The 25792-nt window shown below is 62.5% G+C and carries 17 protein-coding genes; 7 read left to right on the forward strand and 10 right to left on the reverse strand.

Annotated elements, in window-relative coordinates; all coding sequences use genetic code 11:
• Nucleotides 1-7 precede the first annotated feature (7 nt).
• Genes AC1Q7F_RS27295 through AC1Q7F_RS27315 form a run of 5 tightly spaced genes read left to right on the forward strand, consistent with a single transcriptional unit; the run spans nucleotide 8 to nucleotide 4646 of the window.
• The gene (locus AC1Q7F_RS27295) at nucleotides 8-352 is read left to right on the forward strand and encodes a hypothetical protein (RefSeq protein WP_492511712.1); all 345 of its coding nucleotides are present in this window, start codon (nucleotides 8-10) and stop codon (nucleotides 350-352) included.
• The gene (locus AC1Q7F_RS27300; RefSeq protein ID WP_492511713.1) at nucleotides 349-1797 is read left to right on the forward strand and encodes a class I SAM-dependent DNA methyltransferase; all 1449 of its coding nucleotides are present in this window, start codon (nucleotides 349-351) and stop codon (nucleotides 1795-1797) included. Before AC1Q7F_RS27295 ends, AC1Q7F_RS27300 begins: the two co-directional genes overlap by 4 nt.
• Nucleotides 1794-3320, forward strand: coding sequence for a restriction endonuclease subunit S (locus tag AC1Q7F_RS27305; protein ID WP_492511714.1), 1527 nt, complete (start codon nucleotides 1794-1796; stop codon nucleotides 3318-3320). Before AC1Q7F_RS27300 ends, AC1Q7F_RS27305 begins: the two co-directional genes overlap by 4 nt.
• Nucleotides 3321-3323: 3 nt before the next feature.
• Nucleotides 3324-3689, forward strand: coding sequence for a hypothetical protein (locus AC1Q7F_RS27310; protein ID WP_492511715.1), 366 nt, complete (start codon nucleotides 3324-3326; stop codon nucleotides 3687-3689).
• A gap of 3 nt (nucleotides 3690-3692) precedes the next feature.
• Nucleotides 3693-4646: a DUF5655 domain-containing protein gene (locus AC1Q7F_RS27315; protein WP_492511716.1), complete on the forward strand. Its 954-nt coding sequence runs from the start codon at nucleotides 3693-3695 to the stop codon at nucleotides 4644-4646.
• Here the strand turns inward: AC1Q7F_RS27315 and AC1Q7F_RS27320 are convergent.
• The 10 genes from AC1Q7F_RS27320 to AC1Q7F_RS27365 form a co-directional block, all read right to left on the reverse strand.
• Nucleotides 4631-6190 (reverse strand): DUF2357 domain-containing protein, encoded by a 1560-nt coding sequence (locus AC1Q7F_RS27320; RefSeq protein ID WP_492511717.1) that lies wholly within the window; start codon nucleotides 6188-6190, stop codon nucleotides 4631-4633. The two genes, AC1Q7F_RS27315 and AC1Q7F_RS27320, sit on opposite strands and share 16 nt — an antisense overlap.
• On the reverse strand, nucleotides 6168-9023 hold the full coding sequence (locus AC1Q7F_RS27325; RefSeq protein WP_492511718.1) for an MrcB family domain-containing protein: 2856 nt from the start codon (nucleotides 9021-9023) through the stop codon (nucleotides 6168-6170). The genes AC1Q7F_RS27320 and AC1Q7F_RS27325 overlap by 23 nt, the downstream gene beginning before the upstream one ends.
• A 401-nt stretch (nucleotides 9024-9424) precedes the next feature.
• On the reverse strand, nucleotides 9425-10390 hold the full coding sequence (locus tag AC1Q7F_RS27330) for a formylglycine-generating enzyme family protein (protein WP_492511719.1): 966 nt from the start codon (nucleotides 10388-10390) through the stop codon (nucleotides 9425-9427).
• Between the two features lie 43 nt (nucleotides 10391-10433).
• Nucleotides 10434-12044 carry a sulfatase gene (locus AC1Q7F_RS27335; RefSeq protein ID WP_492511720.1) on the reverse strand — a complete coding sequence of 537 codons (1611 nt, stop codon included), beginning with the start codon at nucleotides 12042-12044 and terminating at the stop codon, nucleotides 10434-10436.
• 39 nt (nucleotides 12045-12083) lie between these two features.
• Nucleotides 12084-13721: a sulfatase family protein gene (locus tag AC1Q7F_RS27340; protein ID WP_492511721.1), complete on the reverse strand. Its 1638-nt coding sequence runs from the start codon at nucleotides 13719-13721 to the stop codon at nucleotides 12084-12086.
• Nucleotides 13722-13767: 46 nt separating this feature from the next.
• The gene (locus AC1Q7F_RS27345) at nucleotides 13768-15684 is read right to left on the reverse strand and encodes a glycoside hydrolase family 3 protein (protein ID WP_492511722.1); all 1917 of its coding nucleotides are present in this window, start codon (nucleotides 15682-15684) and stop codon (nucleotides 13768-13770) included.
• A gap of 18 nt (nucleotides 15685-15702) precedes the next feature.
• Nucleotides 15703-17163, reverse strand: a complete 1461-nt coding sequence (locus AC1Q7F_RS27350) for a sulfatase family protein (RefSeq protein WP_492511723.1) — start codon at nucleotides 17161-17163, stop codon at nucleotides 15703-15705.
• Nucleotides 17160-18893: an arylsulfatase gene (locus AC1Q7F_RS27355; protein ID WP_492511724.1), complete on the reverse strand. Its 1734-nt coding sequence runs from the start codon at nucleotides 18891-18893 to the stop codon at nucleotides 17160-17162. The genes AC1Q7F_RS27350 and AC1Q7F_RS27355 overlap by 4 nt, the downstream gene beginning before the upstream one ends.
• 13 nt (nucleotides 18894-18906) lie before the next feature.
• Entirely contained in the window at nucleotides 18907-20808 is a 1902-nt protein-coding gene (locus tag AC1Q7F_RS27360) for a sulfatase-like hydrolase/transferase (RefSeq protein ID WP_492511725.1), read from the reverse strand.
• An 85-nt stretch (nucleotides 20809-20893) separates the two neighbouring features.
• Nucleotides 20894-23296, reverse strand: coding sequence for a TonB-dependent receptor (locus tag AC1Q7F_RS27365; RefSeq protein ID WP_492511726.1), 2403 nt, complete (start codon nucleotides 23294-23296; stop codon nucleotides 20894-20896).
• Between the two features lie 366 nt (nucleotides 23297-23662).
• On the opposite strand from AC1Q7F_RS27365, the gene AC1Q7F_RS27370 reads away from it, so the two are divergent.
• Nucleotides 23663-24733, forward strand: coding sequence for a LacI family DNA-binding transcriptional regulator (locus tag AC1Q7F_RS27370; RefSeq protein ID WP_492511727.1), 1071 nt, complete (start codon nucleotides 23663-23665; stop codon nucleotides 24731-24733).
• A 101-nt stretch (nucleotides 24734-24834) separates the two neighbouring features.
• Nucleotides 24835-25605 carry an IclR family transcriptional regulator gene (locus AC1Q7F_RS27375; protein WP_492511728.1) on the forward strand — a complete coding sequence of 257 codons (771 nt, stop codon included), beginning with the start codon at nucleotides 24835-24837 and terminating at the stop codon, nucleotides 25603-25605.
• The last annotated feature ends 187 nt before the right edge of the window (nucleotides 25606-25792 follow it).

Below are 25792 nucleotides of genomic sequence, written 5' to 3' on the forward strand. Positions count from 1 at the left end.
GGGCATGATGACCACGGATGACCGAACGGCGGCGCGGCGACAGGCCATTCGTGCAAAGATCGAATCCCTGGATTTGCGTTTGTTCCCGACCTGGTCGGAAATGGCGGACCTGTCTCCTGACACTGCCATTGATTTGGTCGAAATATTTGACGATGAAATCATCTGGAATGGGGATAAATTCTCAATTCTTGTGAATGTATATGTGACGCTGTCTTATACAGATGATGAGATGAGTGACGTTTTTCCAGCCACTATAGATGGTCATATCGATGACGGGTCGGTTATCATTGATCGGATAACGTTCGATACATCTTCATTTTATTATTCCCACGGCATCAAACGGGCGCAATGACCACCCTCGACATCGTCTCCAAACTCTGGAACCTCTGCCATGTCCTGCGCGATGACGGCATTACCTATCACCAATATGTGACGGAGCTGACCTATCTGCTGTTCCTGAAAATGGCGGAGGAGACGGGGGCGGAGGAAGGCAAGCACGCGCCCAACCTTCCGCCCGGCCTGCGCTGGGCGGACCTGAAGCGGCAGACGGGGACGGAGCAGCTGACCTTCTACCGCCAGATGCTGATCCGCCTGGGCGCGGAGGGCAGTGAGCGGGTGCAGGAGATCTATGCCAATGCCCAGACCTTCCTGAAACGCCCGACCAACCTGAAAACGCTGGTCGATCATCTGGATGGGCTGGACTGGTACTCCGCCCGGACAGAGGGGCTGGGTGATCTGTACGAAGGGTTGTTGCAGAAGAACGCGGAGGAGAAGAAGTCCGGGGCTGGGCAATATTTCACCCCGCGTTGCCTGATCGACAGCATGGTTTCCCTGATGCGGCCACAGCCGGGGGAGGTGGTGCAGGACCCCGCCGCCGGCACCGGCGGCTTCCTGATCGCCGCCGACCGTTACATCAAGGGGCAGACGGAGGATTTGTTCACCCTGCCCGAATCCATGCAGTATTTTCAGCGGGTGCGCGCCTTTCAGGGGCTGGAACTGGTGCAGGATGCACAGCGTCTGGGCCTGATGAACCTGATCCTGCATGGGATTGAGGGGCCGGTGCATGTGGGCGATGCCCTGTCGCCCGATGGGTCGGCGCTGGAAAAGGCCGACCTGATCCTGACCAACCCACCCTTTGGCACCAAGAAGGGCGGGGGATTGCCAAGCCGTGACGACCTTACCTTCCCCACCTCCAACAAGCAGCTATGCTTTCTACAGCATATCTATCGCGGCCTGAAACCGGGGGGCCGCGCCGCCGTGGTCCTGCCCGACAATGTGTTGTTTGAGGATGGGGTGGGCCGCGATGTGCGCCGCGATCTGATGGACAAGTGCGACCTGCACACCATCCTGCGCCTGCCCACGGGCATTTTCTATGCCCAGGGGGTGAAGACCAATGTGCTGTTCTTCACCCGTGGACGCAGCGACCGGGGCAATACCGCCATCACCTGGATCTATGACATGCGCACGGGCCAGCCGCCGTTCGGCAAGACCCGCCCCCTGACCCGCAGCCATTTCGCCGATGTCGAAGCCGCCTATGGCCCCGACCCGCACGGCCGATCCCCCCGCCAGGACCAGGGGGAGGACGGCCGCTTCCGCCCCTTCACCCGCGACCAGATCGCGGCCCGCGGCGACAATCTGGACATCACCTGGCTGCGCGAGGAAGGCAGCAGCAGCGAAGACCTGCCCCCACCCGAAACCCTGGCCGCCGAGATCATCGACCAACTGCGCACCGCGTTGGAGGAGATGGAAGAACTGGCGGCATTGCTGGAACCGGAGAGTGTGGGGGCGGGGGTATGAGTGGCGGTGAGCCCTTTGCGATTCCAGAGGGGTGGTCCTGGGCCAAGGTTGGGGATGTCGTCACGCGCATTGAAGCCGGAAGCAGCTTCCGTTGCGTTGAAAGGCCGCCGGAATCGGGCGAGCCTGCGATCATCAAGATCAGTGCCGTGACCTGGGGAGAATTTCGCCCGGACCAATCGAAGGTGGTCCTGGATCGTGGACGGTTGGACGTTGCCGACCGAATTGTCGAGGGCGACTTTTTGTTCAGCCGGGCCAACACCCTTGAATTGGTTGGCGCTTGCGTCATCGCTGGGCCGCATGAACAAGAGCTGTATCTTAGCGATAAAATTCTTCGCTTTCGGTTTGCGGGAGAGTTCAAGAATTGGCTGCTCTGGTGGTTGCGCACCCCGGAAGGGCGTAAGTCCATTCAAAGTGCCAGTTCTGGCAATCAGCTTTCGATGCGTAACATTGGTCAGCAGGCCATTCAGGATTTACCCCTTCCCCTCCCACCGCTGCCCGAACAACATCGGATTGTGGAGCGGATTGAGGCGCTGTTGGCCAAGGGTGCCAAGGCCAAGGCCGCCTTGGACACTCTGCCCGCCCTGCTCGACCGTTACCGCCAATCCCTCCTCGCCGCCGCGTTTCGCGGGGATTTGACGGCTGATTGGCGAGAGATAGGTGGGGATTTGTGCGGAGCCGCTAGTCTGCTTCATTTGATATCTGCGTGTCGAAAGGAGCGTTGGGCAGAGGGTATTCGCTCCGCTGGACGGAATCCTGACCGCACTCGATATCTGGAACCTGAACCTGTAGCGGAATATCCACACGGAAACTTGCCAGAACATTGGACTTTTGCCACTGTAGAGCAAGTTACAGATTTGATTCAGTATGGGACTTCAGAGAAGACGAATGATGTAGAAAATGGTGTATCCGTTCTCCGAATGGGAAATATCGTTGATGGTTTTCTTGATTTTTCGAAATTAAAGTATCTGCCAAATGATTGTCCTGATTTTGCGAATTTAATGCTAAGTCCTGGTGATGTATTGTTTAATCGAACAAACTCCGCTGATTTAGTTGGAAAGACGGCAGTTTACAACGGGCATCCTGCCGTTGCATCCTTCGCATCTTACCTAATTCGGATTCGCACGGTTCTTTATCGCCCACAATTTCTCGCTTACTTTATAAATTCTCCATTTGGGAGGCGTTGGGTTGCGTCGGTTCTGGACCAGCAAGTTGGGCAAGCCAACGTCAATGGCTCAAAGCTGAAGAAGCTCGTTGTGCCATTGCCATCTTTGGAGGAGCAAGATGAGATATGCCGGAGAGTAAGCCATGCTATGGCATCAATTCGAGAGCTGAAGTTAATAATAGAAAGATGTGACACTAAACACACCGCCCTAACCCAATCCATCCTCGCCAAAGCCTTCCGGGGCGAACTGGTTCCCCAAGACCCGGCGGATGAGCCGGCCGCTGTGCTGCTGGACCGTATCCGGGCGGAGCGTGTGGAGGGGGAGATCAAGCCGCGGCGACGGAAGCGGGAGGATGCCTGACCCATGCTTGCCCTGATGCCCGATGGCCGTTCGTTTAAAGCCGCCCTGATCGAGAAGATTGATATCGTGCGGATGCCGGAGCCCGAACCGCTCGCCCCTGCTTATCCGCCGGTACTCGATTTCGGGAATGGTCTTCGCGGCGTGGACCATCTTCCTGAAGTGAAGGTCGTACAGTTTGGCGCGTTACCGCCGCTGCCGGACATGGCGGAACGGCCGATGGGCGAGTGGGTGGTTCAGGCACACCTGGTCGATGGCCGCGTCGAAATACTGGGCTGGTTTCAGGGCACCAATCAAGGTTATGAGCAGGCAAAGGATTATGCCACGGCCTGCCACCACGCGGTGAACGCCGCCTTGCTGAAGGCCCGCTGACCCATGCCTGACCTGAAACTCTTCCGCCTCTCCCCCACCGGCCCCGCCGAACTGTCCGCCCGGGCGGCACAGGTGGAGAAATCCTTGCAGGTGCTGTTCGAGGCGAACCTGGACGGCTTGCTGGGCGTGCGGTTTCTGGCGTCGGAATATAGCACGGGCAAGGTGCATGGCGGGCGGATCGACACGCTGGGCCTGGATGAAAATGGCTGCCCGGTGATCATCGAGTATAAGCGGGCGCTGAATGAGAATGTCATCAACCAGGGCCTGTTCTATCTCGACTGGCTGCTGGACCACCGCAAGGAGTTCCAGTGGCTGGTGATGGAGAAGCTGGGGGCCGACGCCGCCAAGGCCGTGGACTGGTCGGCCCCGCGCCTGCTGTGCATTGCCGGTGACTTCACCCGCTATGACGAACATGCGGTGAAGCAGATCAACCGCAGCATCGAACTGATCCGCTATCGCCATTATGGCGATGATCTGCTGCTGCTGGAACTGGTGAATGCCACGCAGGCGACGCCAGCCACGGCCCCTGTCACCCGCCCGCCGCCGGAACCCGCCGCACCGGCGGCATCACCGGCAGAGGCGGGGCCGGTGGCAGGGGTGGTGAAGGGCATCGCCTATCGCATCGCCAGATTGTCGCCGCCCGCTGCTGATCTGTATGAGGCGGTGCGGGCCCATCTGCTGGCGCTGGGTGATGATGTGCAGATGAAGGAGCTGATGCATTACATCGCCTTCAAACGCCTGCGCAATTTCTGCTGTCTGGAGGCGTTTCCCAGCCATGGCACAACGGTGCTGTACCTGAAACTGAACCCCGACAGCGTGGCGCTGGAACCGGGCTTCACGCGGGATGTGCGGGCCGTGGGCCATTACGGCACCGGCGATGTGGAGGTGACGCTGTCCAGCCTGGACGATTTGCGCAAGGCCGAACCCCTGATCCAGCGCGCCTATGAGGGGGGCTGAGGATCATCCCCGAACAGGTGCGTTTCCAGCACCTGCCGGACGCGGGCCGTGAGGGGGGCGTCGTCCCCCGGCACGGCCCCGATGGCCGATACGCCCGCGCCGAAGCACCGGTCGGGGCCGGGATACAGGATGGCGGCATGGCGGACGGCCCGGCGGCCATCGGCATGGATGATGGCGTCGCGATAGGCGTGCATCTTGTCGATATCACCCTTCTGCGGGCCGGTGCCGGGCCCATCCTCCAGCTTGTATTTCGGATCGAAGATCAGCAGGCGCGGCGGCGTGCCGGGTACCGCCAGCTCCACCACCAGATCGGGCCGCTGCGGAAAGCTGACACTGCGCAGGGGGCCGCCGGGGCCAAAGCTGCGCTGCGGTGTCGCCGTCATTCGCCGCCCATCTTCATGGGCCAGTTCCAGCGCGCATTGTCCGCCCGGCGGCAGCCTCACCAACAGGCAGCCCGGCACCGCCATGACCAGCGTCTGACGGATGACCTGGAACCCCTGCTCCACCGCCGCGCCCGCCACCATGGCCATGACCGACAGGCAGCCCCACAGCTCATAAAGCGCGGGCACACTGTCCATGCCGGTCGTTATCGACGCATCGTCCAGCCGGACGGTCAGCCCCTCCGTCAATTGTCGCCACAGCGATAGGACCCGCGCATAATCCGGCCGGTGGATCATCACCTGGCTGGGCTGGGTGGGCGGGTGGGGCAGGGCCCCCACCTCGTCCAGGAACAGCGCCGTCTGGCGGGCTGTCTTCAGGCGCGCCATCACCTGCGCGCATCGGCCATTGCCATCATCACGCAGGATCAGTGCCAGACGGGCCAGCCGCCCCCTGACCATGTCATGCAGATGCCGCAGCAGCCGGTTTTCCGGCACATCACAGGTGGGTTCCACCCGCCGGTCACAGATGCGCAGGGGAACCCCGTCATCATCGACATGCCGGTCGCGGTACAGTGCTTCGCGCAGCTGTCGCGGGCCGATCCGTCGCGCCCTTGCCGTTGGCACGTCCCACAGCACTTCCTGCAGCCGGCGGTGCGGGTCATGGGCGATGCGGCGCAATAGGGCGGCAAGGCCCCGGTCGCCGTCCACGATGGCGCAAAGCCGCTCCAGCTCCGCCCCGGCCCCGGTCGGGCCTGGCGGTTGCTGCCCATGCAACCCCGCCAGGGCGCCACCCTGGCGCAGGCTGGCCACCAGCGCATGGGGCAGGCGCTGATCCAGATCGGTCAGCAGGGTCGACAGTTGCGTCGTCGACAGCTTGGCCGGCGGCACGAATAACCGCTGCGTCACCGTCCCCTGCCTCATGCCGGTGACGGTGATCTGATAGGTGCCGGCGGCACTGGGCGGCCAGTCGCACACCACAGAATTGGTCTGGCCGAAGCGGCGAAGCTGCGCCGGCCGCTCCATACCGTTCACCGTCAGGCTGACGCCGTGCCAGTCATCCGGGGCGCAGGGCAGGCGCAGCAGGAGGTGCCGCCATTCCTCGACGCCCCGTTGCTGGCCCTTCAGGTCCAGGAATAACAGGTCAGAAGAAGGAGACGGCACCATCGCGCAGCCCCTTCATCATCTGCTCGACCTTGGCATGGCTCAACGGGAAGGTATGTTGGGTCAGGGCCGACAGTTTCTGCAACACCTCCGCCAGGCCGGGATCGAAGCCCCGGATGCGGGGCAGCAGCTTTTGCAGCATGGCCTCGTCAAACGCCTCCTCCCACGCCGCGCCCAGGGCGGTCGCCCCCTCCACATAATCGGCGATATCATCGGCGGTGCGCATGGCAAAGGGTGCGACGGAACCCAGCGCATCCCACAGGTCCAGCAGGATATTGGCATAGGCCCGCCCGGCAATATGGGCGGCCAGCGTCGGCCGGTCCAACGTCACCTCAATAACCTGGGCGCGGTCATAGATTTTATGGGCGAAGCCGTGCGTCGTCTCGTCCATATTGACAGTGCCGATGAAGACCAGATTGCCGAACAGGCTGACGGCCGTCTCACCCAATGTCAGGCTGGCCTGGCCATGCCGGTTGCGCAGTTCCAGAACCGACAGGAAATCGGCGAAGTAATGTTCGGCCCGCGCCAGATTCATCTCGTCCAGGATGACATGGAAGGGGCGGGCCTTGTTCTTGTCTTCGGCTTGTTCATGGGCCTTGACTGCCCGGATCAGAAAGCGGCTGAACGCCGTATGCTGATACTCCCCGCTGGTCGGGCTGACATAGCCCAGCAGATCCTCCCGGCTGGTCCAGTTCGGCGCGACCGGCACCACCAGATATTCAGCCGCCACCGCCTGGGCATAGGCTTCGGCCAGCCAGGTCTTGCCCGTTCCCGACACGCCGGCCAGGATGACGAAGCCCCGCGTCTTCAACGCCACATGATAGCGGCGCAGCAACCGCTCCGGCAGTTTCAGGCCACGGGCGGCGATGGCGGATACAGTGTCGGGGAAGGACGGCTCAAGGTAGAAATCCCCGGCCAGCTCCGGCTCTGTGCCGTCAAGATCATCCGGCAGGATAGGCACATCCGGGACGGAGTGTTCACCCAGGATGGCAGTGTAGATGGCCCGGTCGACGGGACAGATGGCACAGTTCATCCAGACGGAACGCACACCGGGCGGCAGCTCGTCCCGGACATCGCGGCCATAGTCCAGGTTCCAGCGCACCGCTACGGTATGCTGATATTCCGGCCGCGCGGGATCAAAACTATATCCCGGCTCCATCACCTCGCCCATGGCCAGGATCTCGCTGGCGCCACGGGTGGCCAGGATGATGTCGCCTGGTTGCAGGTTGCGGAACAGCCAAAGTTCCTTGGCCTTCCTGGTGCCGGTGGCCCGTCTTGCCCCGGAACCGGTATAGTGTTCAGGATACGCATTGCGCAACGCCTGTTTCAGGTCCTCCAGGCCATCGGTGGGAAACACGCGCAGGTCGCCAACCCGGTCCCAACCGATGCGGATGATCCCCTCTTTCCGGCATTCCGGCCAGAACCGTGCCTGTTCGCCGGGTGCGATCTTGAAGATGCGTCGTTCGGACTGTGGATCGGTGGCATCATTGAAGGCATCCAGCGGGGCCTCTGTATAGGCACCCGATGCTGCCACCCAGAGGAAGCTCTGGACGTCGATCATGTCTTGCGGCTGCCATCCCCAGTCCTGAAGGCAGGTCCGGATCGCAGACGCGAAGCGCAGGCAAGCCTCGTAATCGCCGGCGTTCAGATGCTCATCGCTCAACGGGCGCGGACATCCCAACTGCCGCGCGACATCGTTGAACAGGGTGGTGCGCACGAAAATTTCGTGCGCCGGATCACCCAGCATCAACAGCAAGGTAGGCAGGCTGCGGCTGACACCTTGCGTACCGGATGTCATATAGCGGCTCAGGATGGCGACATAGCTGGCGTTGAACCGTTCCACCCGCGTGGGTGTGTCGCCATTGCCGGAAAGAAGATCACGGAACAGGTGAAAGGCTTCCAGCGCCTCGGCTCCGCGCAGCCGGCCCAGATGCTCCGTGGCGCGCCAGGACAACAGGTTCTGGATGGCTGGCGGCTCCCCAACCTTTCGCTTGGTCAGCAATTGGTGAAGGGCGTGGATCGCCGCTTCGGCCTGGTTGACGTCTTCCGGTGGGGCCGTCAACAGCGGCAGCACCTCCGCCTGGAAGATTGCCGCCAGTTGCGTCTTGTAATCCCTTTCGTGCCGCCGGTAGGTGCCGCTGCTATCGGTGAAAGTAAGAAAGCCGGTCATGTGCGCCAGAAACCGCTGCCGCATTTCCCGCAGGGCACCCGTCTCGAAGGCCAACACAGGATGGCCCTTGTTCTGATCAGCGACCCAGCGTTCGTATCCGACCAGCAAAGCGTCTAACAAACGGTTCAGGGTTGTGTCGTCGGGAAGCGCATTGGCGGGGAATGCTGCCCAGGCAATGGTCCGGGCGGCCAAGTCGCCGGCATCATTGCCGTCATCCTGGCCCAAGCCGAGGTCCCCATCCAGTCGAAATCCGACCGATGCCAGATCACCGATCAACTCCCGTGCGCGGCTTGCCCGCGTCCGCCATGCCGCCCGCGCCTCTTTCCGTCCCCGTTCCGCCAAATCCCGCGCTGCGCCCTGGTTCAGGCTCAGGCTTATACCCGCCATGTCTTGCCGGAAATTGAGCGCGACGGCCACGCCCCGCTGTGGCGTAGTCGTCTCCCTGGGGTCCAGGATGACCAACCAGGGAACCTTGGCCCATCGTCCCACGCCGAAACCGGCACGGATCAGCAAGGTCGGCCTGGACTGTAGGGCCGGCAGTTGTGCGATGGCCTGTTCCAGCTTGTCGAACCGTTGCCGGAAATCGCCGGGGAAGGGCGCGCCTTGTCGGGCGGTGAGGTAATCAGCGAGCAGTGCTGCAAGCTGACCTTGGATCTCGACTGACATGCTCGGCCCTTGCGCCATCTTGAAAAGACAACGTTACGAGGGAATCTCCCATCGACACAAGATACCACTGAACCGGAAACGAGAGCTGAGCAGAGCAATAATCTCTTAGCTGCCCGTATACTTGCTAGTTGGTGGCTAATTCATTGAATAATAACAGACCTACGACCGATGTTGCCTGTTCATAATACGAAGCCGATTGGCTTATCAGGAACATTATAGAGACGTCGCCCCATTGTGGTTGTTCAATGGGGCGAAGACGGCTCCTGAATGCCGACATTGACACCCCCCCCAAAAAACCTGCCGAATTTCGACGGGGTTTGTCAGCAGCCTGATCAATGGAAAGCCGCTTGACCGCAAATACAGTTGCTCAAACACGCAAGTTAAGTTCTGGTCGTTTCGGTCTACCGCTGCGAGCCATGATTATCCCGGATGACACAGCGGAAACCGATATGGGTGGTCGGGCTGTCGATGGCCTGGGGGTGGCGTGCGGCCGGGCGGTAGCGCTGGCAGTAATTGGGTGCGCAGAGATGAGAGCCGCCCTTCAGCACTCTCCGGCCGATGCGGACATGCGGGGTGCAGGGATCATAGCTGTCGCGTTCCTTGCCGCCGCGCGGATTGGCCGGCACGCAGCAGGCCCCCTTGAAAGGCTTCGCCGGTACGGACGGCAGCGACCACCAGTCGGATGTCCATTCCCAGACATTGCCGATCATGTCGAACAGGCCGAAACCGTTAGGCGGGTAGGTGCCGACCGGCGAGGTCCGCTCCCAGCCATCCAGCATGTCGTTGGCTTGGGGAAAGGCGCCCTGCCAATAATTGGCCAGCATGGCACCGTCCGGCGCCAACTCATCGCCCCAGGCGAACTCGGCGCCATCCAGCCCGCCGCGGGCCGCGAATTCCCATTCCGCTTCGGTCGGCAGTTCCTTGCCGGCCCATTTCGTATAGGCTTCGGCGTCCTGATAGGCAATCTGCACGACGGGATGGTCATCCAGGCCGTCGATGGAACTGCCTTTGCCCAGCGGATGACGCCAGTCGGCACCAAATTCGAACTTCCACCATTGGCTGAAGTCCCGCATGTCCACGGGTCCCCGCGTCCGGCGGAAGACCAGGGAACCGGGCTGGGCCAGTTCAATCGGCATGCCCGGATAATCCTTGGGGTCCGGGGCGATCTCAGCAAAGGTAACGTAACCGGTCGCCTCAACGAAGCGGCGGAACTGCCGGTTGGTCACGGGCGTCTCGTCGATCCAGAAGCCGTTCACCCGCACCGGGCGGGCCGGTCGTTCTTCGGGATAGAACCGGTTGGACCCCATCTGGAACGACCCACCCTCCAGGCGCCGCATGCCCTCGAAACGGGCGTCCGTATCAACCATCACATCACTCATCGTCGATCGCCTTTCCGTGGGCGCAGTTAGATCACGGATCAATCTCGCTGCAAACCCTGGCGGCACCGCCGCCCTCCCCGCCGCCTTTGGCCTCCCCGGCGGCCGGCGGCTTCTTTCCGTCGCCCTCTGGCGCTTTCGACAGGGGGCGGACAAGGCAGTCGCGGATCGGGTCATAGCTCACGGGTTTGGGCCGTTTTTCCACCGGCCCCTTGGGCAGCAGGGCCTTCAGCTCCGCCACTGTCGCCGCATAGGCCGGGTCCGGGGCCAGATTGCGATGTTCGCCGGGGTCGGCCTGATGGTCATAGAGTTCGCGGCCTTGTCCGCCTTCCTCCCATTCCGTGTAGCGCCACCGCTCGGTCCGCACGCTGCGCCCACCGCGAACCTGGGACAAGGCCGGCTTGGTCCATTTCGGATCGGCCGGATCGGTCAGCAGTGGTTCCAGGCTTTGCCCCTCGTTTCGGTCATAATGCGGCAACCCGGCCAGGCTGGTCAGGGTCGGATACAGGTCCAGCAGTTCCACCGTCCGGTCCGACCGGGTGCCTGCCTTCGCCATACCGGGTGTGCGCACGATCAGGGGGACGCGGGCGCTGTCCTCCCACAGGATGTTCTTCATCCATTGCCCATGTTCGCCCAGCATGAAACCATGGTCGCTGGTGAAGACGACGATGGTATTGTCCTCCAGCCCCAGTTCCTTCAGCGCCGACAGCACGCGCCCGACCTGGGCATCCATGAAGCTGGTGGCGGCGGAATAGGCCTGGATCATGCGCCGCTGTTCATCCGGGCTCATGCCGAAATGATCGGGCGTCCAGGCCTTGGCCGCCGGCAGAACCTTGGCCAGGGCTTCCGGCGTTTCATCGGCGATGCGGGTGGTCTCCAGCGGATACAGGTCGAAATATTTCTTCGGCGCCACTTCCGGCACATGCGGGCGGTAGAAGCCGACACCGATGAAGAACGGCTTGTCCTTGTTCGCCTTCAGCATGTCGATGGCCGCCGTGGCCACCTTGCCGTCGGTCTGTTCCTCGTCAGCCCCGTCATCGGCAAGATAGGCCATGGCCGAGCCATAGGGGATACCCGGCGTCATATTGATCAGGGCACCGTTTTCCGCATCCTTGTCCCGGCCGCGCGGGTTGACCACTTCCGTCCAGGATTGCGTGTCGTCCGGGCCGCCCAGGCCGATATCGCCGGGCACGCCCTGATGGAAGATCTTGCCGATGCGACCGGAATAATAGCCCTGATCCTTGAAATATTGCGGCAAAGTCTTGATGTCGGGCAGTGCCTGACGGAAGGGCGTCGCCAGGTCCATGACGCGCGTGGTGTCGGGCCGGGTACCGGTCAGGAAGGAGGCGCGGCTGGGTCCGCACCATGGAAATTGCGCATAGGCGCGGTCAAAACTGACACCCTGCGATGCCAGCCGGTCAATGTGGGGGGTACGGACGGGCGCGCCATAGGAGCCCAGCCGCGCCGCCATATCATCGGCGATGATGAACAGCACATTCATCGGGCGTTCGGTGCGTGTCGTGGGTCCGGCATTGGCAGCCGCCGGCGGGGCCGCCAGACCGGCCCCTGTGCCCAGCGCCATGGTGCTGACGCCCAGGGCCAACGCCACGACCGAACTTTTCCCCAATCGACGCCAGTTCATCATTCTTTCCTCCCGTTCATAGACAGTCTTTGGCCTTGGCCTTCAATGACGCTGCGGGAAATACGCCCGCCCTTCGGCATCCGCCTTGGCCTTTGCCTCGCTGTCCGGGAACAGACCGTTCATCTTGGTGGGCAGATTGGGCTTCACATACCATTCCGCCGGGAAATCGGCGGCACGCGGCCCGGCTTGATCGCGATGGACCACGCCGGTGCTTTTCTTTTCCGTGAAGGGCACGACATGGTCGTTCCCCTTGTTGGCAAGCTGGGTGAACAGGGCGCGCCGAAGCTCGATCTTCGTCTGCATATAGGCAGGATCATTGATGAGATTGTGCATCTCATCCGGGTCCTGGTTCAGATCATACAGTTCCTCGATGTCCCAGACCCCGTGATATTGGATGTACTTCACCCGGTTCCGCTCGATGGCGAAGGTGGTCGGGGTCTGCGGGAAGGACCATTCCCAATAATATTCGTAGACGAAATCCTGTTTGTTCCATTCCTGGGCACTGATCTTGCCCTGTGCCACCGGCAGGATGCTCTGCCCCTCCATCTGGGCGGGCTTTTCGACATGGGCCAGGTCCAGGAAGGTCGGGGCCAGATCCAGATTGCGCACCACGGCGTCGTTCGTGGCCCCCTTGGGCAGCAGATCGGGGGCCAGTACCACCATCGGCACCCGCACCGACGGTTCATAGGCATTGCGCTTGTCGATCAGGCCATGGTCCCCGATCAGGAAGCCATTGTCGCTGTAGAAGACAATGACCGTATCCTTGTCGATCTTCTGCTTGCGCAGGGTCGCCATGATCCGGCCCAGACTGTCATCCACCGGCGACAGGGTACGGTAATAATCGCGCACCATCTCGGTCAGGGGCTTGTCGGTGTGGTAGGGGAAATCCGCCCCGTGCCAGCTGTTGCGCTGATTCTGCACCCAAAGCGGCTTGCCCTGGTTGTTTTCCGGCGTATTGGCCAGGCTGGCGGGAAGCCGGATATCCAGGTCCTTGTACTGGGTCTTGTAGCGTTCCGGCGGTTCGGCGTCGGAATGCACGGCCTTGTGGCTGAGATAGAGGAAGAAGGGCTTCTTGGGATCGCGGCCCTTTTCCAGCCAGTCCACCGCGTAATCGGTCAATTCGTCGGTGATATAGCCGGTGCGGTCGACCTGCTGCCCGTCGACATTCAGGGTCTGACGTTTGCCGGCGGCGATGGCCGCCGGCGGCAATCCCTGGGTCGGGAAATAGGTGCCCTGACCCTTGAAACTGACCCAGCGGTCAAAGCCGGGGCGCGGCGCATCGGTATCATTGCCCATGTGCCATTTGCCGAAGAAACCGGTCTGATAGCCGGCCTTCTGCAAGTAGGAGGGGAAGAAGATCAACCCTTCTTCCGACGAGTTATTATTGTCGATGACCCGGTGATTGCGGGCCGACTGGCCGGTCAGGATGGTGGCCCGGCTGGGCGAACACAGCGATGAGGTCACCACGGCATTGCGGAAATAGACGCCGTTCTTGGCCAGATAATCGATATTGGGGGTCTTCAGCCCCGGGGTCAGGAACCCCATGGCATCGAAGCGCAGATCATCGACCAGCACGAAAATGATGTTCTTCGGCTTTTCGGCGGCCTTGTCCGCCGCGCGTGCCGTCGTGGACAGCGCCATCAGCGCCGTGGCGGCCAAGGCCAGGGTCCGGAGCTTCATATTTCGCATCACCATGGTGTTACCATCCCGTCTGTTATCCGCGATTTCAGCGGCGTGGCCCGATACCTGCCCCACGGACATAGAGGGGTTGCTTGCTGTCATCCGGCAGGGCCGGGTTTTGCTTCTCCACTGCCATCATGGATGAAGGCAGTTCGAAGGGCAGGCGGCCTTCGGCACGGGCGCGGCCCGTCACGATATCCATCACCGCCCCATCACTGGCGCCAAAGGTGACCAGCAGGGCGCGGGCCTTGTCCTTGATGTTGGTCAGGACGGCGGGGCGATCCATATCGACCACCACGATTGTCGGCACCGTCGCGCCAACCTTCTTGATCACCTCATAATCGGCATCTCCGTCGCGGAAATCCAGTCGCCCTTCATGCTGGCGCGCGCCGAAGAAATGGTGGGGATGCAGCTTTTCAAACGGTGTGCGCGTCCGTACGATGGCGACATCCGCCTGCGCCGGATCATCCACGACGGTGAACCCGGCCGCCCGCGCCACAGCGGCATCCACCTGATACAGCCACACTTTCGATGGTTTCAGCGGCAGCAGATTGCCCCTGTTCTCCAGCAGCACCTGCGCGCGCCGCTGCGCTGCCCCGGCCTCGGCCTGGAATTTCTGGTCACCGATGACAGTGCCGGCCCGGTCGGGATCGACATAGGGATCGTCGAAAAGCCCCAGTTCGAACTTCAGCCACAATATCCGGCGGACGGATTGATCAATCCGGGCCTCACTGACCCGGCCTTCGCGCACCGCCGCCAGCAGGGCCGTTGGATCGTCGACGCCACCGAACTGATCCAGCCCGGCCTCCACCCCCTTGGCGAAACGCTGCACCTGAGACAGTTCCTCCACGCCCCAGGGCATGGCGATGGAGGCCGGTGTCTGCGGCTTCTCCGCGGTCGGTGCCATGCATTCGGCCGGGCAATCCTTGGTGATAGCCCAGTCGGAAATCACGACGCCGCGATAGCCATAGGTACCGCGCAGCAGGTCCGTCAGCAGCGACCTGCTGTAGCCGGCGGCGACGGGCGGCAGGGGTTGACCATTGACGCTCACCCCCTCCAGGATCGGATAGGTGGGCATGACCCCCGCCGATCCGGCGGCAAAGGCGCCCTTGAACGCCGCGACATGCAACGCGAAGCTGGCATCATCCAGGCGGGCCGTGCGGCCATAATAATTATGGGCATCGAAACCGTCCGGTTCCGCGCCATAGCCGACCCAGTGCTTCACCACCGTTGCCACACCGCCCGGGGTCAGGCCTTTGGCGCTTCCCTGGAAACCCTGGATATAGGCGCCGGCCAGGGTGGAGACGGTTTGCGGATCGGAACCAAAGGTCCCGACGGCCCGCGCCCAGCGGGGTTCGCTTGCCAGATCGGCCTGCGGGGACAGGGCCATATGGATGCCGACCGCCCGATATTCCTGACGAACGATGTCGCCGAACCGGCGGACCAGCGACGGGTCATTGATCGCCGCCAGGCCCAGGGTCTCCGGCCAGACGGAGAAGCCGCCGCCGGACGAACTGGCGCCGACCACCGTCAGAAAATGGCTTCTGGGGTCGGAACTGATGGTCACGGGGATGCCGAGACGGCTACCCTCCGCGATTTTCTGGATAGCATTGTTCTGGCGGGCAAATTCCGCCGGCGGCATGGTCAGCCGGGTGATGAAGCTGTTCACCCCGGTCTCTTTGATGACGCGCTCCGCCACCGCCAGATCGTACCCCTTGGCCGATGTACCCGTCAGGGAATCCACGGCCCGCAGGGAGCCATGCATCATGGTGCCGACCTTCTCCTCCAGCGTCATCCGCCCGAGAAGATCATCAAGCCGGCGGTCGATGGACAGTTGCGGGTCCTCATACGGATCAAGCTGACCATTATGGTTCAGGTCACGGAATCCCGGCGTCGCAAAGGCAAGCGACGATATCAATGCCAGAGCGGCTGCACCGCCCAACAGATAACCCATGCCGCGCATGATACCTCCAAGCTCCTGTTATTCGTTGGCGTCGCCATCGCCTTCGCGCGGACAGCCGGCGATTTCCGGAACAACACCCTCCTTCAGCGAAGGCTTGCCGGCACACATGGGGAACCGCACCGGGTTCAGCGGACCGTCACCCGCCTTGTCCAGGATCGCCTGGAACTGTTTGAGACGCCGCCGGGCCTCCGGCGTCATCTCCTTCACCTCGGTCTCCGTGTCATGCACGGGGTCCAGGGCCATGAAGCGGCCATCGCCATAAAGTTTCCAGCGCGCATCGAAGACAAAGCGCGCGGGTTCATGGATCCAGCCGGGCGCGTAATGCATGAAGATCTGTTCCCGGACCTTGTCCTTCTTCCCCGTCAGCACGGGGACCTGACTGGCGCCATCGATCGGGTCGGGGCCGACCTTGCCGTGACCGATGTCGGCCAGTGTCGGCAGCATGTCGGTAAAATCGAACAATCCCTGCGGCTGCGACCCCGGCTGAACCTTGCCCGGCCAGCGGACGATCATGGGAACATGGGTGCCGGCGATGGTCGGCTTTCCCTTCCCGCCCCGGACGGAGACGCCATTGCGCATGCCCTCGATCTGGGCACCCGTACCATTGTCACCGGTGAAGATGACGACGGTATTCTGATCCAGCCCCAGTTCCTGAAGCCGATCCAGCACCTGTCCCACCAGCTTGTCGATATAGCCGACCATGCCCGTGAATTTTGCCTTGGCCGTATCGGCGCCCATGCTGTCCGGCGTCGGCACATAGGGGGAGTGCGGCAGCACCATCGGATAATAAAGGAAGAAGGGCTTGTCCTTGTTCCGGGTGATGAAATCCAGCGCGAAGTTGCTGGCCAGATCGGGGCCGAAACCGGACTCATTGACCTTGGTGCGGCCATTGTTCCAGAAGGTCGGCCCCCAGTAGCGCGAGCCCTTGGCCGGCCCGCTGGCCACCTGCCACAGCAAGGCCTCGTCGAAACCGGCCTTCAGCGGCGGCATGCCGACACGGCCATCGAAGCCATTGCCGGACAATTGCCACTTTCCGACAATCGCAGTGGCATAGCCGGCTTCCTTCAGCACATGGCCAAAGGTGCGGGCATTGGGGTTCAGATAGCCGAACGCCTCATAATTCCGGGCATTCTCGATACCGGTCAGGATGCGGGTACGCGACGGAGTGCAGAGCGGCGTGGCATGGGCGTTGGCGAACATCGCTCCTTCGCGCGCCAATTGATCGATGCGCGGGGTCGAATATTCGCCGCCATAGCTCCCGATCCCCGACGCGCCCAGATCATCAACCATGATCAGGACGATGTTGGGCTGCGTCGCCTGCTGCTGTTCCGCCGCCACGGCCGTTGCCGGCATCACCGCCGTGAGGCCCAAGGTAACCGGCGCGGTCATCAAGGCCAGAACCAGCCGCGAGGTCACGGACAGAAGCGTGGCACGGCGACGGGGCGTGCCGGCCTTGCCTGCGTTATACATCTTGATCATTTCCCTTCTCCCTGGCCGCCGCTGACGCAGGCCGCCTGAGCATCGGCGGGGTCGAAGCGTTCGCGCCTGGCAAAGCGTTCCGGCATTTCAGCGATGACGGGCTGGCTGTACTGGCCCGCTTCCTGCCACCAGCGTTGCTTCAGTTCGGCGAGCTTTTCCGGATGCTGGCCTGCTAGGTTCCGGCTTTCGGAAAAATCCTCGGCCAGATTGAACAGTTCCCAGCAATCACTCTCGAACGGCGTGCCGGGACGATGCAGGGCAACGGCCCGCCAGTCGCCGACCCGGATGGCCCGGTTGCCGCGCAGCTCGAAATATTGCGCATCCCGGACATTGGGGGCTTTTGCCTGGGTGAAGCTGGCCCGGATGCTCTGGCCGGCCACCGGAATTTCGGCCTGACCGGCGACTGCCGTCGGGAACTGTGTGCCGGCGGCATCTGTCAGGGTCGGCGCGATATCGACGGCATCCACATATTGCCCCCGGATGCTGCCACCATCGCGGATGGCCTTGGGCCAAGAGACGATCAGCGGCGTCCGCACGCCCCCCAGATAGGGCCAGACCTTGTAGCGGCGGAAGGGCGTGACACCGGCCATGGCCCAGGGCCGGGGATATTCGGACTGGGTCTTGACCGTTCCCAGTTCATCAATCCGGGCCAGCATCTGCTCAGGCGTCAGATTGTTGGGACGGTAGAGCCGCTCGAAAAAGCCATTCTGCCCCGCCTCGCTGGCCGCACCATTGTCCGACACCAGCATGACCAGGCTGTTCTCATACTGTCCGGTCTGCTTCAGATGTGCGATCAGCCGGCCGATCTGGGCGTCGGTATGCTCGATGAAGCCGGCATAGACCTCCATGAACCGGGCGAAGACCTTCTTCTCCGTCGGTGTCAGGCTGTCCCAGGCGCGGTCCCCATTGTTGCGGGGTGGCAGCACCGTGTTCTGCGGCACGATGCCCATCGCCTTCATCCGCGCCAGCCGCTGTTCGCGCAGCGCGTCCCAGCCCTGGTCATAGACGCCGGCATAATGGTTGATATAGGCGCGCGGTGCCTGGATGGGCGAATGCCCGGCGCCGAAAGCAAGATAAACGAAAGCCGGCTTCTCCGCCCCACCGCTGCCCAGGGCCGTGACCGCGTGATCAACGATATCGGCGGAGAAATGATAATCCGGGGGCAACGGCGCGTCCGGCAGGGACCGGTTGCCCTCGATCAGCGTGGGCCGGTACTGGTCGGTCCAGCCCAGATAGAAGCCATAGAACTGGTCGAAGCCGCGTTGCAGTGGCCAGGAGCCATTATTGCCTTCCGCCCCATCCTCATATTCTGGACCCAGGTGCCATTTGCCGAAACCATAGGTGCGATAGCCCGATGTCCGCAGAACCTGTGCCACCGTCTGCGCGTTGACAGGCAGTTCGCCGCGATCCTTGGTCAGGTTGGCCGGATCGGGCTTGTCGGCCGGCAGATCCGCCATCCGCACCGTCTGCGGGTTGCGGCCTGTCAGCAGGGCGGCGCGGGTCGGCGTACAGACCGCCTTTGAATCAAAGCGGTTGTAACGCAGCCCATCGCGGGCCAGCGCGTCGATATTGGGGGTCCGGATTTCCGATCCGAAGGGGCCCAGATCGGAAAAGCCGACATCGTCCAGGACGATCAGGATGACGTTGGGCCGTTCCGCAGCCCCGGCGGCCACCGACAGGCCAAGGGCGAGAGCCAGGGCGGTACCGGCCAGGATGGAGCGCTTCCACATTTCCTGTACTCCCTTATCCCGCACGGCCGGGCGTCGACCGGCTCAACATCCGTTCCAGATCGAAGATCGGCATTGAAGGCTGGTAGGTTCCTGTCAGCACGGCCACCAGATAGCGCCCGGCATTGCGCACGAATTCCTGCTCGCTTTCCGCCGCCTGCTGGATCACCGGCAGGGCCGGCTTGGCCTTGTCACCGAGGAAGGTCAGGGCGTTGAGCGCCTGCAGCTGGATCTGCCAGGGCTGTGTCGGCATACAGAGCTCGGCCAGCACGCCAACGGCCTCCTCCGGCTGTGTCAGCGTGGCGACAGCCTCCGCCGCCACGATACGGGTCTGCCGCCGTTCGTCGGTCCGCATGACGGACAACAGGTCCGGCAGCGTCGACGTCGCCTTATCCCCCAGCATCAGCAGGCCCGCCGTCGCCCAATGGCGCAGGATCGGGTTCGCATGTTTCAGGTTGGCCTGCAATTCGCCCAGACCGGCGGGGTCACGGCGGGCGGCGGTTGCCGCCAATTCCATGATCTGCTTCAGCGGATAGCGGGTCTTGTCATTGCTCTCAGACCAGCCCTCTTCCGGTGATGCCTCCGGAATGAAGCCATTGTCATTGATGGACAGCATGTGCCGATCCAGGGCCGAGCGCAGATCCTTCAGCACACGGACCGCCTTCGGATCATCGACCAGATTGGTCACCTTATCCTTGTCCACCGACAGGTCGTACAGTTCCTCAAACGGCTTCGGCTGGAAAAAACGGTCCTGCACCGGCGTCAGGGTGCCGGCACGGTGTGCGGCCTCCCAATCCTGATAGCCCTTGGCCAGCCAGGCGAAGGCCTGATGCTGCCCCAGGGGACGGTGCGGCATGTAGTTGCGAATGTAGCGCCAGCGCCCATCGGTCACGGTGCGCTGGAAATCATAGCGCTCGTCCATGCGGTTGCGCATGCCGAAGGCGTAGCGCTTGGCGGCCCGGCGGCCCTTGCCCATGAAGGGCCGGCCCTGCATCTGCGCCGGCAGCTTGATCCCGGCCAGCGACAGCAGGGTCGGGGCCAGATCGATGAAGCTGACGGGATCGGTCCGCTCTGTTCCCGCCTTGCCCGGTGCCAGATGGGCCCATTTGGCCGGCACCTTCACCACCAGCGCGCAACGAAGCCCCTCCTCATAGCAATAGCGCTTGGATCGCGGCAGCACGCCGCCATTGTCCGAATAATAGAAAATGATGGTGTCATCGGCCAGCCCGTCGGCCTCCAGCTCGGCCAGACGTTCCGCCAACTGCCCGTCCATCTTCTCCATCAGATTGTAATAGCTGGCAAAGTCCTGGCGGATCGCCGGCGTGTCGGGCAGATAGGCGGGCAGTTTGACCTGATCCGGTGTCACCCGCCCCGGCGTAGGTTTGAAAATACGGGATTCATGCGTGGTCATGTAATTGAAGACGGCCATGAAAGGCTGACCGGCCGGCCGCTGCCGCCAATGCGCGGCAGCACCCTGCTGGTCCCAGATGGCCTCTGGCACCACGTCGCAATTATAGTCGGTCTTGGCATTGTTGGCGCAGAAATAGCCGGCCCGACGCAGTTGCTCCGGATAGGTGGTCAGGGGCTTGGGCCAGCGGGCCGTCGCCCGCATATGATTGGCCGGGGCACAGGATTCCGGATAGACCCCCGTCAGGATGCCGAAGCGGGACGGGGCACAGACGGGGGCATTGCTATAGACATTGCGGAACAGAACGCCGTCCCGCGCCAGACGGTCGATGGTGGGGGTATGTGCCAGCGGGTCGCCATAAGCGCCGATGAACGGGTTGTTATCCTCGCTCACCAGAAACAGGATGTTGGGCATCCGGTTGCCGGCGGCACCGGATGGCAGGGCGGACGCCGCCACGCCGACGCAACCACCGGCCAGCACGGCGCGCCGGTGCAGCTTGTTTCCGCTCATTCCATTCTTCCCCATGGTCACACCAAACCATCCCCGCCATCGGCGGAAATGAACGGGCCGGGCTGTGAAGCCCGGCCCGCCCCTGTCAGAAGCGCACCCCGACCGAACCACCGAAATAGCGGTCGGCATCCTTGTTGAAGGTGCCGACCAGATCGGTCGTGGCAACGGAGCTGAGAAGGGCCACATGGCCGACGCTCGTGAAGTAGTTCTTGTCGAACAGGTTCTTCACGAACAGGCTGACGGTCCAGCGGTCGTCAATCTCATGCACGCCGACGGTCAGATCGACCAGCGAATAGCCGCCCTGGCGGGTCAGCGGGTCCTGTTCAATCGTGAAGTTGACCGCGCTCTGGTAGCTGACATTCATCTGGATGAAGCCGGCCATATCGTTGGAGATATCGCGTTCATAGCGGGGAGAGACCACGACGCGATATTTCGGGGACGACGGCAAAGTGGCGCCCTTGAGGTTCTGGAATGCCGTGCCGCCGACAGTGCGGCGGACACAGGTATTGTATGGCACCTCGGACGTGCTGGGCACCACCGGCGCGCCGGCCTGGAACTGCACCGGGCAGTTCAGACCATCGACATTGACGGTCGACTTGGCATAGGTGAGCGAGGAGTTGATGGACAGTTCGCTTGTCGGCCGCAGCGTCGTTTCCAACTCCAGACCCTTGGTGCGGGAACTGCCGGCATTGATCGACTGGAACCGCACGATCCCCAGCGTGGGGTCACCCCGGTTGGCCTGGACCTGTAGGTTGCTGAAATCTGTCAGGAAAGCGGCGGCATTGACGCTGAAAATCCGATCATCCGTCGAATATTTTGCGCCCAGTTCATAGGCATTGGCGTGTTCGGGTTCCAGAACGGTCTGGGCGGTGAAGTCAGTGCCTGCTTCCATGTCATAACCCAGGCCTTTATAGCCACGGGTGTAGGTGCCATAGGTCTGAAGGTTGCGGTCAAACTCGTACTGCAAGCCGGCTTTGCCTGTCGTCGCCCAGTCGGACGCCACCATGGTGCCGCTGTTGGGGCCCGCCGCACGGTATGGCGTTCCTGCCACAATGGCGTCGCCCGCCACCAGGGGACCGAACTGCGTGCCGCTGTTCTCGCCACGCTCATACTGAACGCGCAAACCGCCGATGGCCTTCAAACCACCGACAATACGCCATTCCGCCTGACCGAAGGCCGCGACCCCATCCTGCTTCAGATTGGATTCCGTGCTGCTGGACTGCCAGCGCAGGTTCGCCGTGGGACAGGTGGCGCCAACCGCCAGCGGCGTCTGGCCGGCCGCGTTCTGCACGCAGGCTGCACGACGGCGGTTGAACGGGCGGGTAATGTCGAGATGGTTGTAGAACAGGCCGGCGACATAGGTGAAATCACCGCCACCATTGGAGGCAATCCGCAGTTCCTCGGAGAACTGCTTCAGCCGGACTTCACCCGCGTTATAGTCCCAGGCGGAATAAGGTGCGGCCGACGGTACTCCCAGAAACCGGATCGGATCGGAATCGGTGCGGTCGATCGGCTGGTTATTGTCGAGGTTGAACTTCTGGAAGGCGGAGATCGAGGTGATCGTCGCGAAATCGATGTCCCAGTCCGCCTGGATTGAGCCTGTGAACTGTTCGGTATTCGCGTAGGTTTCCTCATTCTCGGAAATCTGACGGTTCGTGCGCGAAGCGACGACCGGGGCATTGATGCTGACCATGGTGGCGTTGGTCAGCTGTATGGGAACCGACGCACAGCACTTGGCATCCTGCTTGCGGTAATCCATGGAGAACAGGACGTTCACATTATCGCTGGCATCCCATTCCAGTTTGCCGCGGGTCCCCCAGCCTTCGGAGCCCTGCACGTCCTTGCCGGTCGTGACATTGCGCACATAGCCGCCAACATTGGTGTAATAGCCGCTCAGCCGTGCCCGCACCGTATCGCTCAACGGGCCGGTAACGGTGCTCTTGGCGCGATACTCATCCCCCTCGGCGATGGTGACTTCGGCGCGTCCGCCGAACTCGTCTGAAGGCCGCGCCGTTACGACATTGATCACGCCGGCCGTGGCGTTCTTGCCGAACAGCGTGCCCTGCGGACCACGCAGAACCTCAACCCGCTCGATATCGGCCAGTTCGGCGAAGCCCTGCGCCCCACGCGCCGAGACAACACCGTCCACGACAACCGAAACCGAGGCTTCCGTGCCCTGGCCGAAAAGCTGGGTGCCGATGCCGCGAATGCGGAAATTGGTGTTCGTCGGATTGGCCCCCTGCTGATATGTGAGCGAAGGGATGGCGTTGGTCAGGCTGTTGCTGTCGCTGATCCGCAGGTTCTCCAGCATGTCACCACCCACGGCGGTAACGGCAAGCGGAACGTCGATCAAACGCTCCGCCCGCTTCTGGGCCGTAACGATGATTTCCTCAAGCAGGGCCGGGGCATCATTCGTCTCGGCTTGTGCGGCCAGGGCGGGGACCATGGAAAGGATGGTGGCACCCAGCATCAAGCGGGATTTGTACATCATGTCACTCCCTTTTCGTCTTTTGACCGTCGCGGGAGGCGAACAAGGATTATCCGGGGCCCCTGCCAGATGGCGGGATAGCCTGCGCGCGATGCGTCAGTCAGCCAAAAGCGGGCGCACGGATATTGTCATTGTCTTCCCCCTGGAACGACCCCTTCTGGGGTTCTCTCATCTGCTTGCCGGCAAGGGGACACCGCTGTCCCCTTCGGCCCAAAAAAGACCGGCTTCTCTGCCAGTCAATTTTTGCTAACACCAACCATGCGCCTTCGCAAGCAAAATGTCCAGCGCTGTCCCCTTCTGTTGCCGAATCTTCCAATGCCGGGTAAAAGCCTATCCAGGTGACAATCAATCGGAGGGCACCCGTTCGTGAGCAAGCCCACCATCTATGATGTGGCCCGCGTGGCCGGTGTCTCGATCAAGACCGTGTCGCGTGTCTTGAATGGCGAGACCAAGGCCAGCCCGGCGACACGCGAACGGGTGCAGGCCGCCGTTGCATCCCTGGCCTATGCACCCAACCTGTCGGCCCGCAGCCTGTCCGGCGCGCGCAACTTCATGATCGCCTTTGTTTTCGGCAGCAATCCCCACCAGCCGAACATGTCTTTGCAGAATGAATATATCGCGGCATTGCAGGTAGGGGCGGTGACCGCGGCGCGGGCGGCAGGATTCCATCTGCTGGTCGAGCCGCTCGAACTCATGGAGGAGGGTTTCACGGACCGGGCGACGCGGTTGATCGCCATGCCGGCGGTAGACGGGTTCATCATCATGCCGGGTCTGGCCGATGATCCCCGCCTGCTGGCGTTGCTGACGGAGCGGCCGGGCCGCTATGTCCGGATCAGTCCGGGTGTCGAGTTGGACAGCCTGCCCGCGATGGTCCGCATCGACGATTACAAAGCGGCGGCGGACATGACGCAGTACCTGCTGGACCTGGGGCATCGCCGCATCGGATTCATCAGCGGCCGCTTGAATCTCGGCTCGGCAGAGCGGCGCTTGCAGGCGTTCCGGGACGTCATGTCAGGGGCTGGCCTGTTCGATCCGTCGCTTGTTCGAAGCGGGGATTACACGCGGGAATCGGGACGGATCGCCGGTGCCGAACTGCTGGCATTGGATGATCGACCCACCGCCATCTTCGCTGGCAATGACAACATGGCCATCGGCGTCATGACCGTGGCCCAGGAAAAAGGGGTGCGTGTGCCCACCGACCTGTCCGTGACCGGTATCGACGACATTCCGCTGGCATCCAGCGTCTGGCCCACCTTGACCACCGTCGGCCAACCCATGGTCGCCATGGGTGCGGCTGCCGCCACCTATATCGTCACGGCCAGCCGGACAGGCCGCAGCCCGGCCCCTTTGCCCTTCTTTCCCCATGAACTGGTGATCCGCAACAGCACGGCGCAGCCGCCCCGGCGGCGGCGGGCGGTGCGATCGCCCGGTTTATAGCTCCTCCCGCCCGGCCTCGCCGCCAACGGATTCATGGACGCCCGCGCGACCGGCGGCTAAATTCCGATGCACATGGACGATATTGACAGGAAGTTGGACGGGTGAGCGACCAATCAGGAGGTGAGACGCGCCGTCGCGGCATCCAATCCGTGGAAATCGGGCTGCGCGTTCTGGAGGCACTGGCCGCTTTGGGCGGTGCCGCACCCTTGAGCACCATCGCCCAGGCCACGGATATGCCGCCGCCCCAGGCCCATCGCTATCTCCAGAGCCTGATCGCGGCAGGAATGGCCCAGCAGCATCCCGATTCAGGACGATATGATCTGGGACCTGCCGCCCTGAAACTGGGCCTCGCGGCCTTGGCGCGGGTCGATGCCTTCCAGATCGCCGATACATCCATTGCCGATTTTGTCCGCCGTACCAACCTGACCGTGCAGCTTGCGGCCCTGGGCCCGCTGGGACCGACCATTGTCCGTTGGCTGATGGGTCGGCCGCCTGTGATGACCTCCTTCACTGTCGGGTCGGTGCTGCCGCTGCTGTCCTCCGCGACCGGCCAGGTTTTCTTCTCCTTTATGCCGTCGGCGGAGACCGACCATCTGGTTTCCCGCGAACTGGCGGAGGGGCCGGTCAGCAAAAACGACGCAGAGAAGCTGCGGGCGAAGGTGCGGGCGGATGGCTTTGCCTATGTCGACGGGATGATGGTGCCAGGCCTGCGGGCCACGGCTTTCCCGATCTTCGATCTGCAGGGACGTGTCGCGCTCACCGCCACGGCGCTGCAGCCCGACTCGGCCCATTCCCGCCAGCAGGACGGGACGAAGGCTGACCTCGCCATGCTCTGCCGCGATATCAGCCGCCAGCTTGGCTGGCAGGGCTAAGTACCCTTCTTCACCAAGCGCTTACAACAACCACAGATGGCCGGCGCGGAACGCCGTGCGGCGCCGCACGGGCCGTCGATATCTCCCAGTCTGCGCCGGGCGGACAGCTATCCATGTGTCGCACCCATTAAATTACCCATTGCATAATTCATTCCTCAATGTATAACGCTTGCAACATGTCGGCATA

It is taken from the genome of Niveispirillum sp. GW835-FHT14G11 (assembly GCF_058793615.1).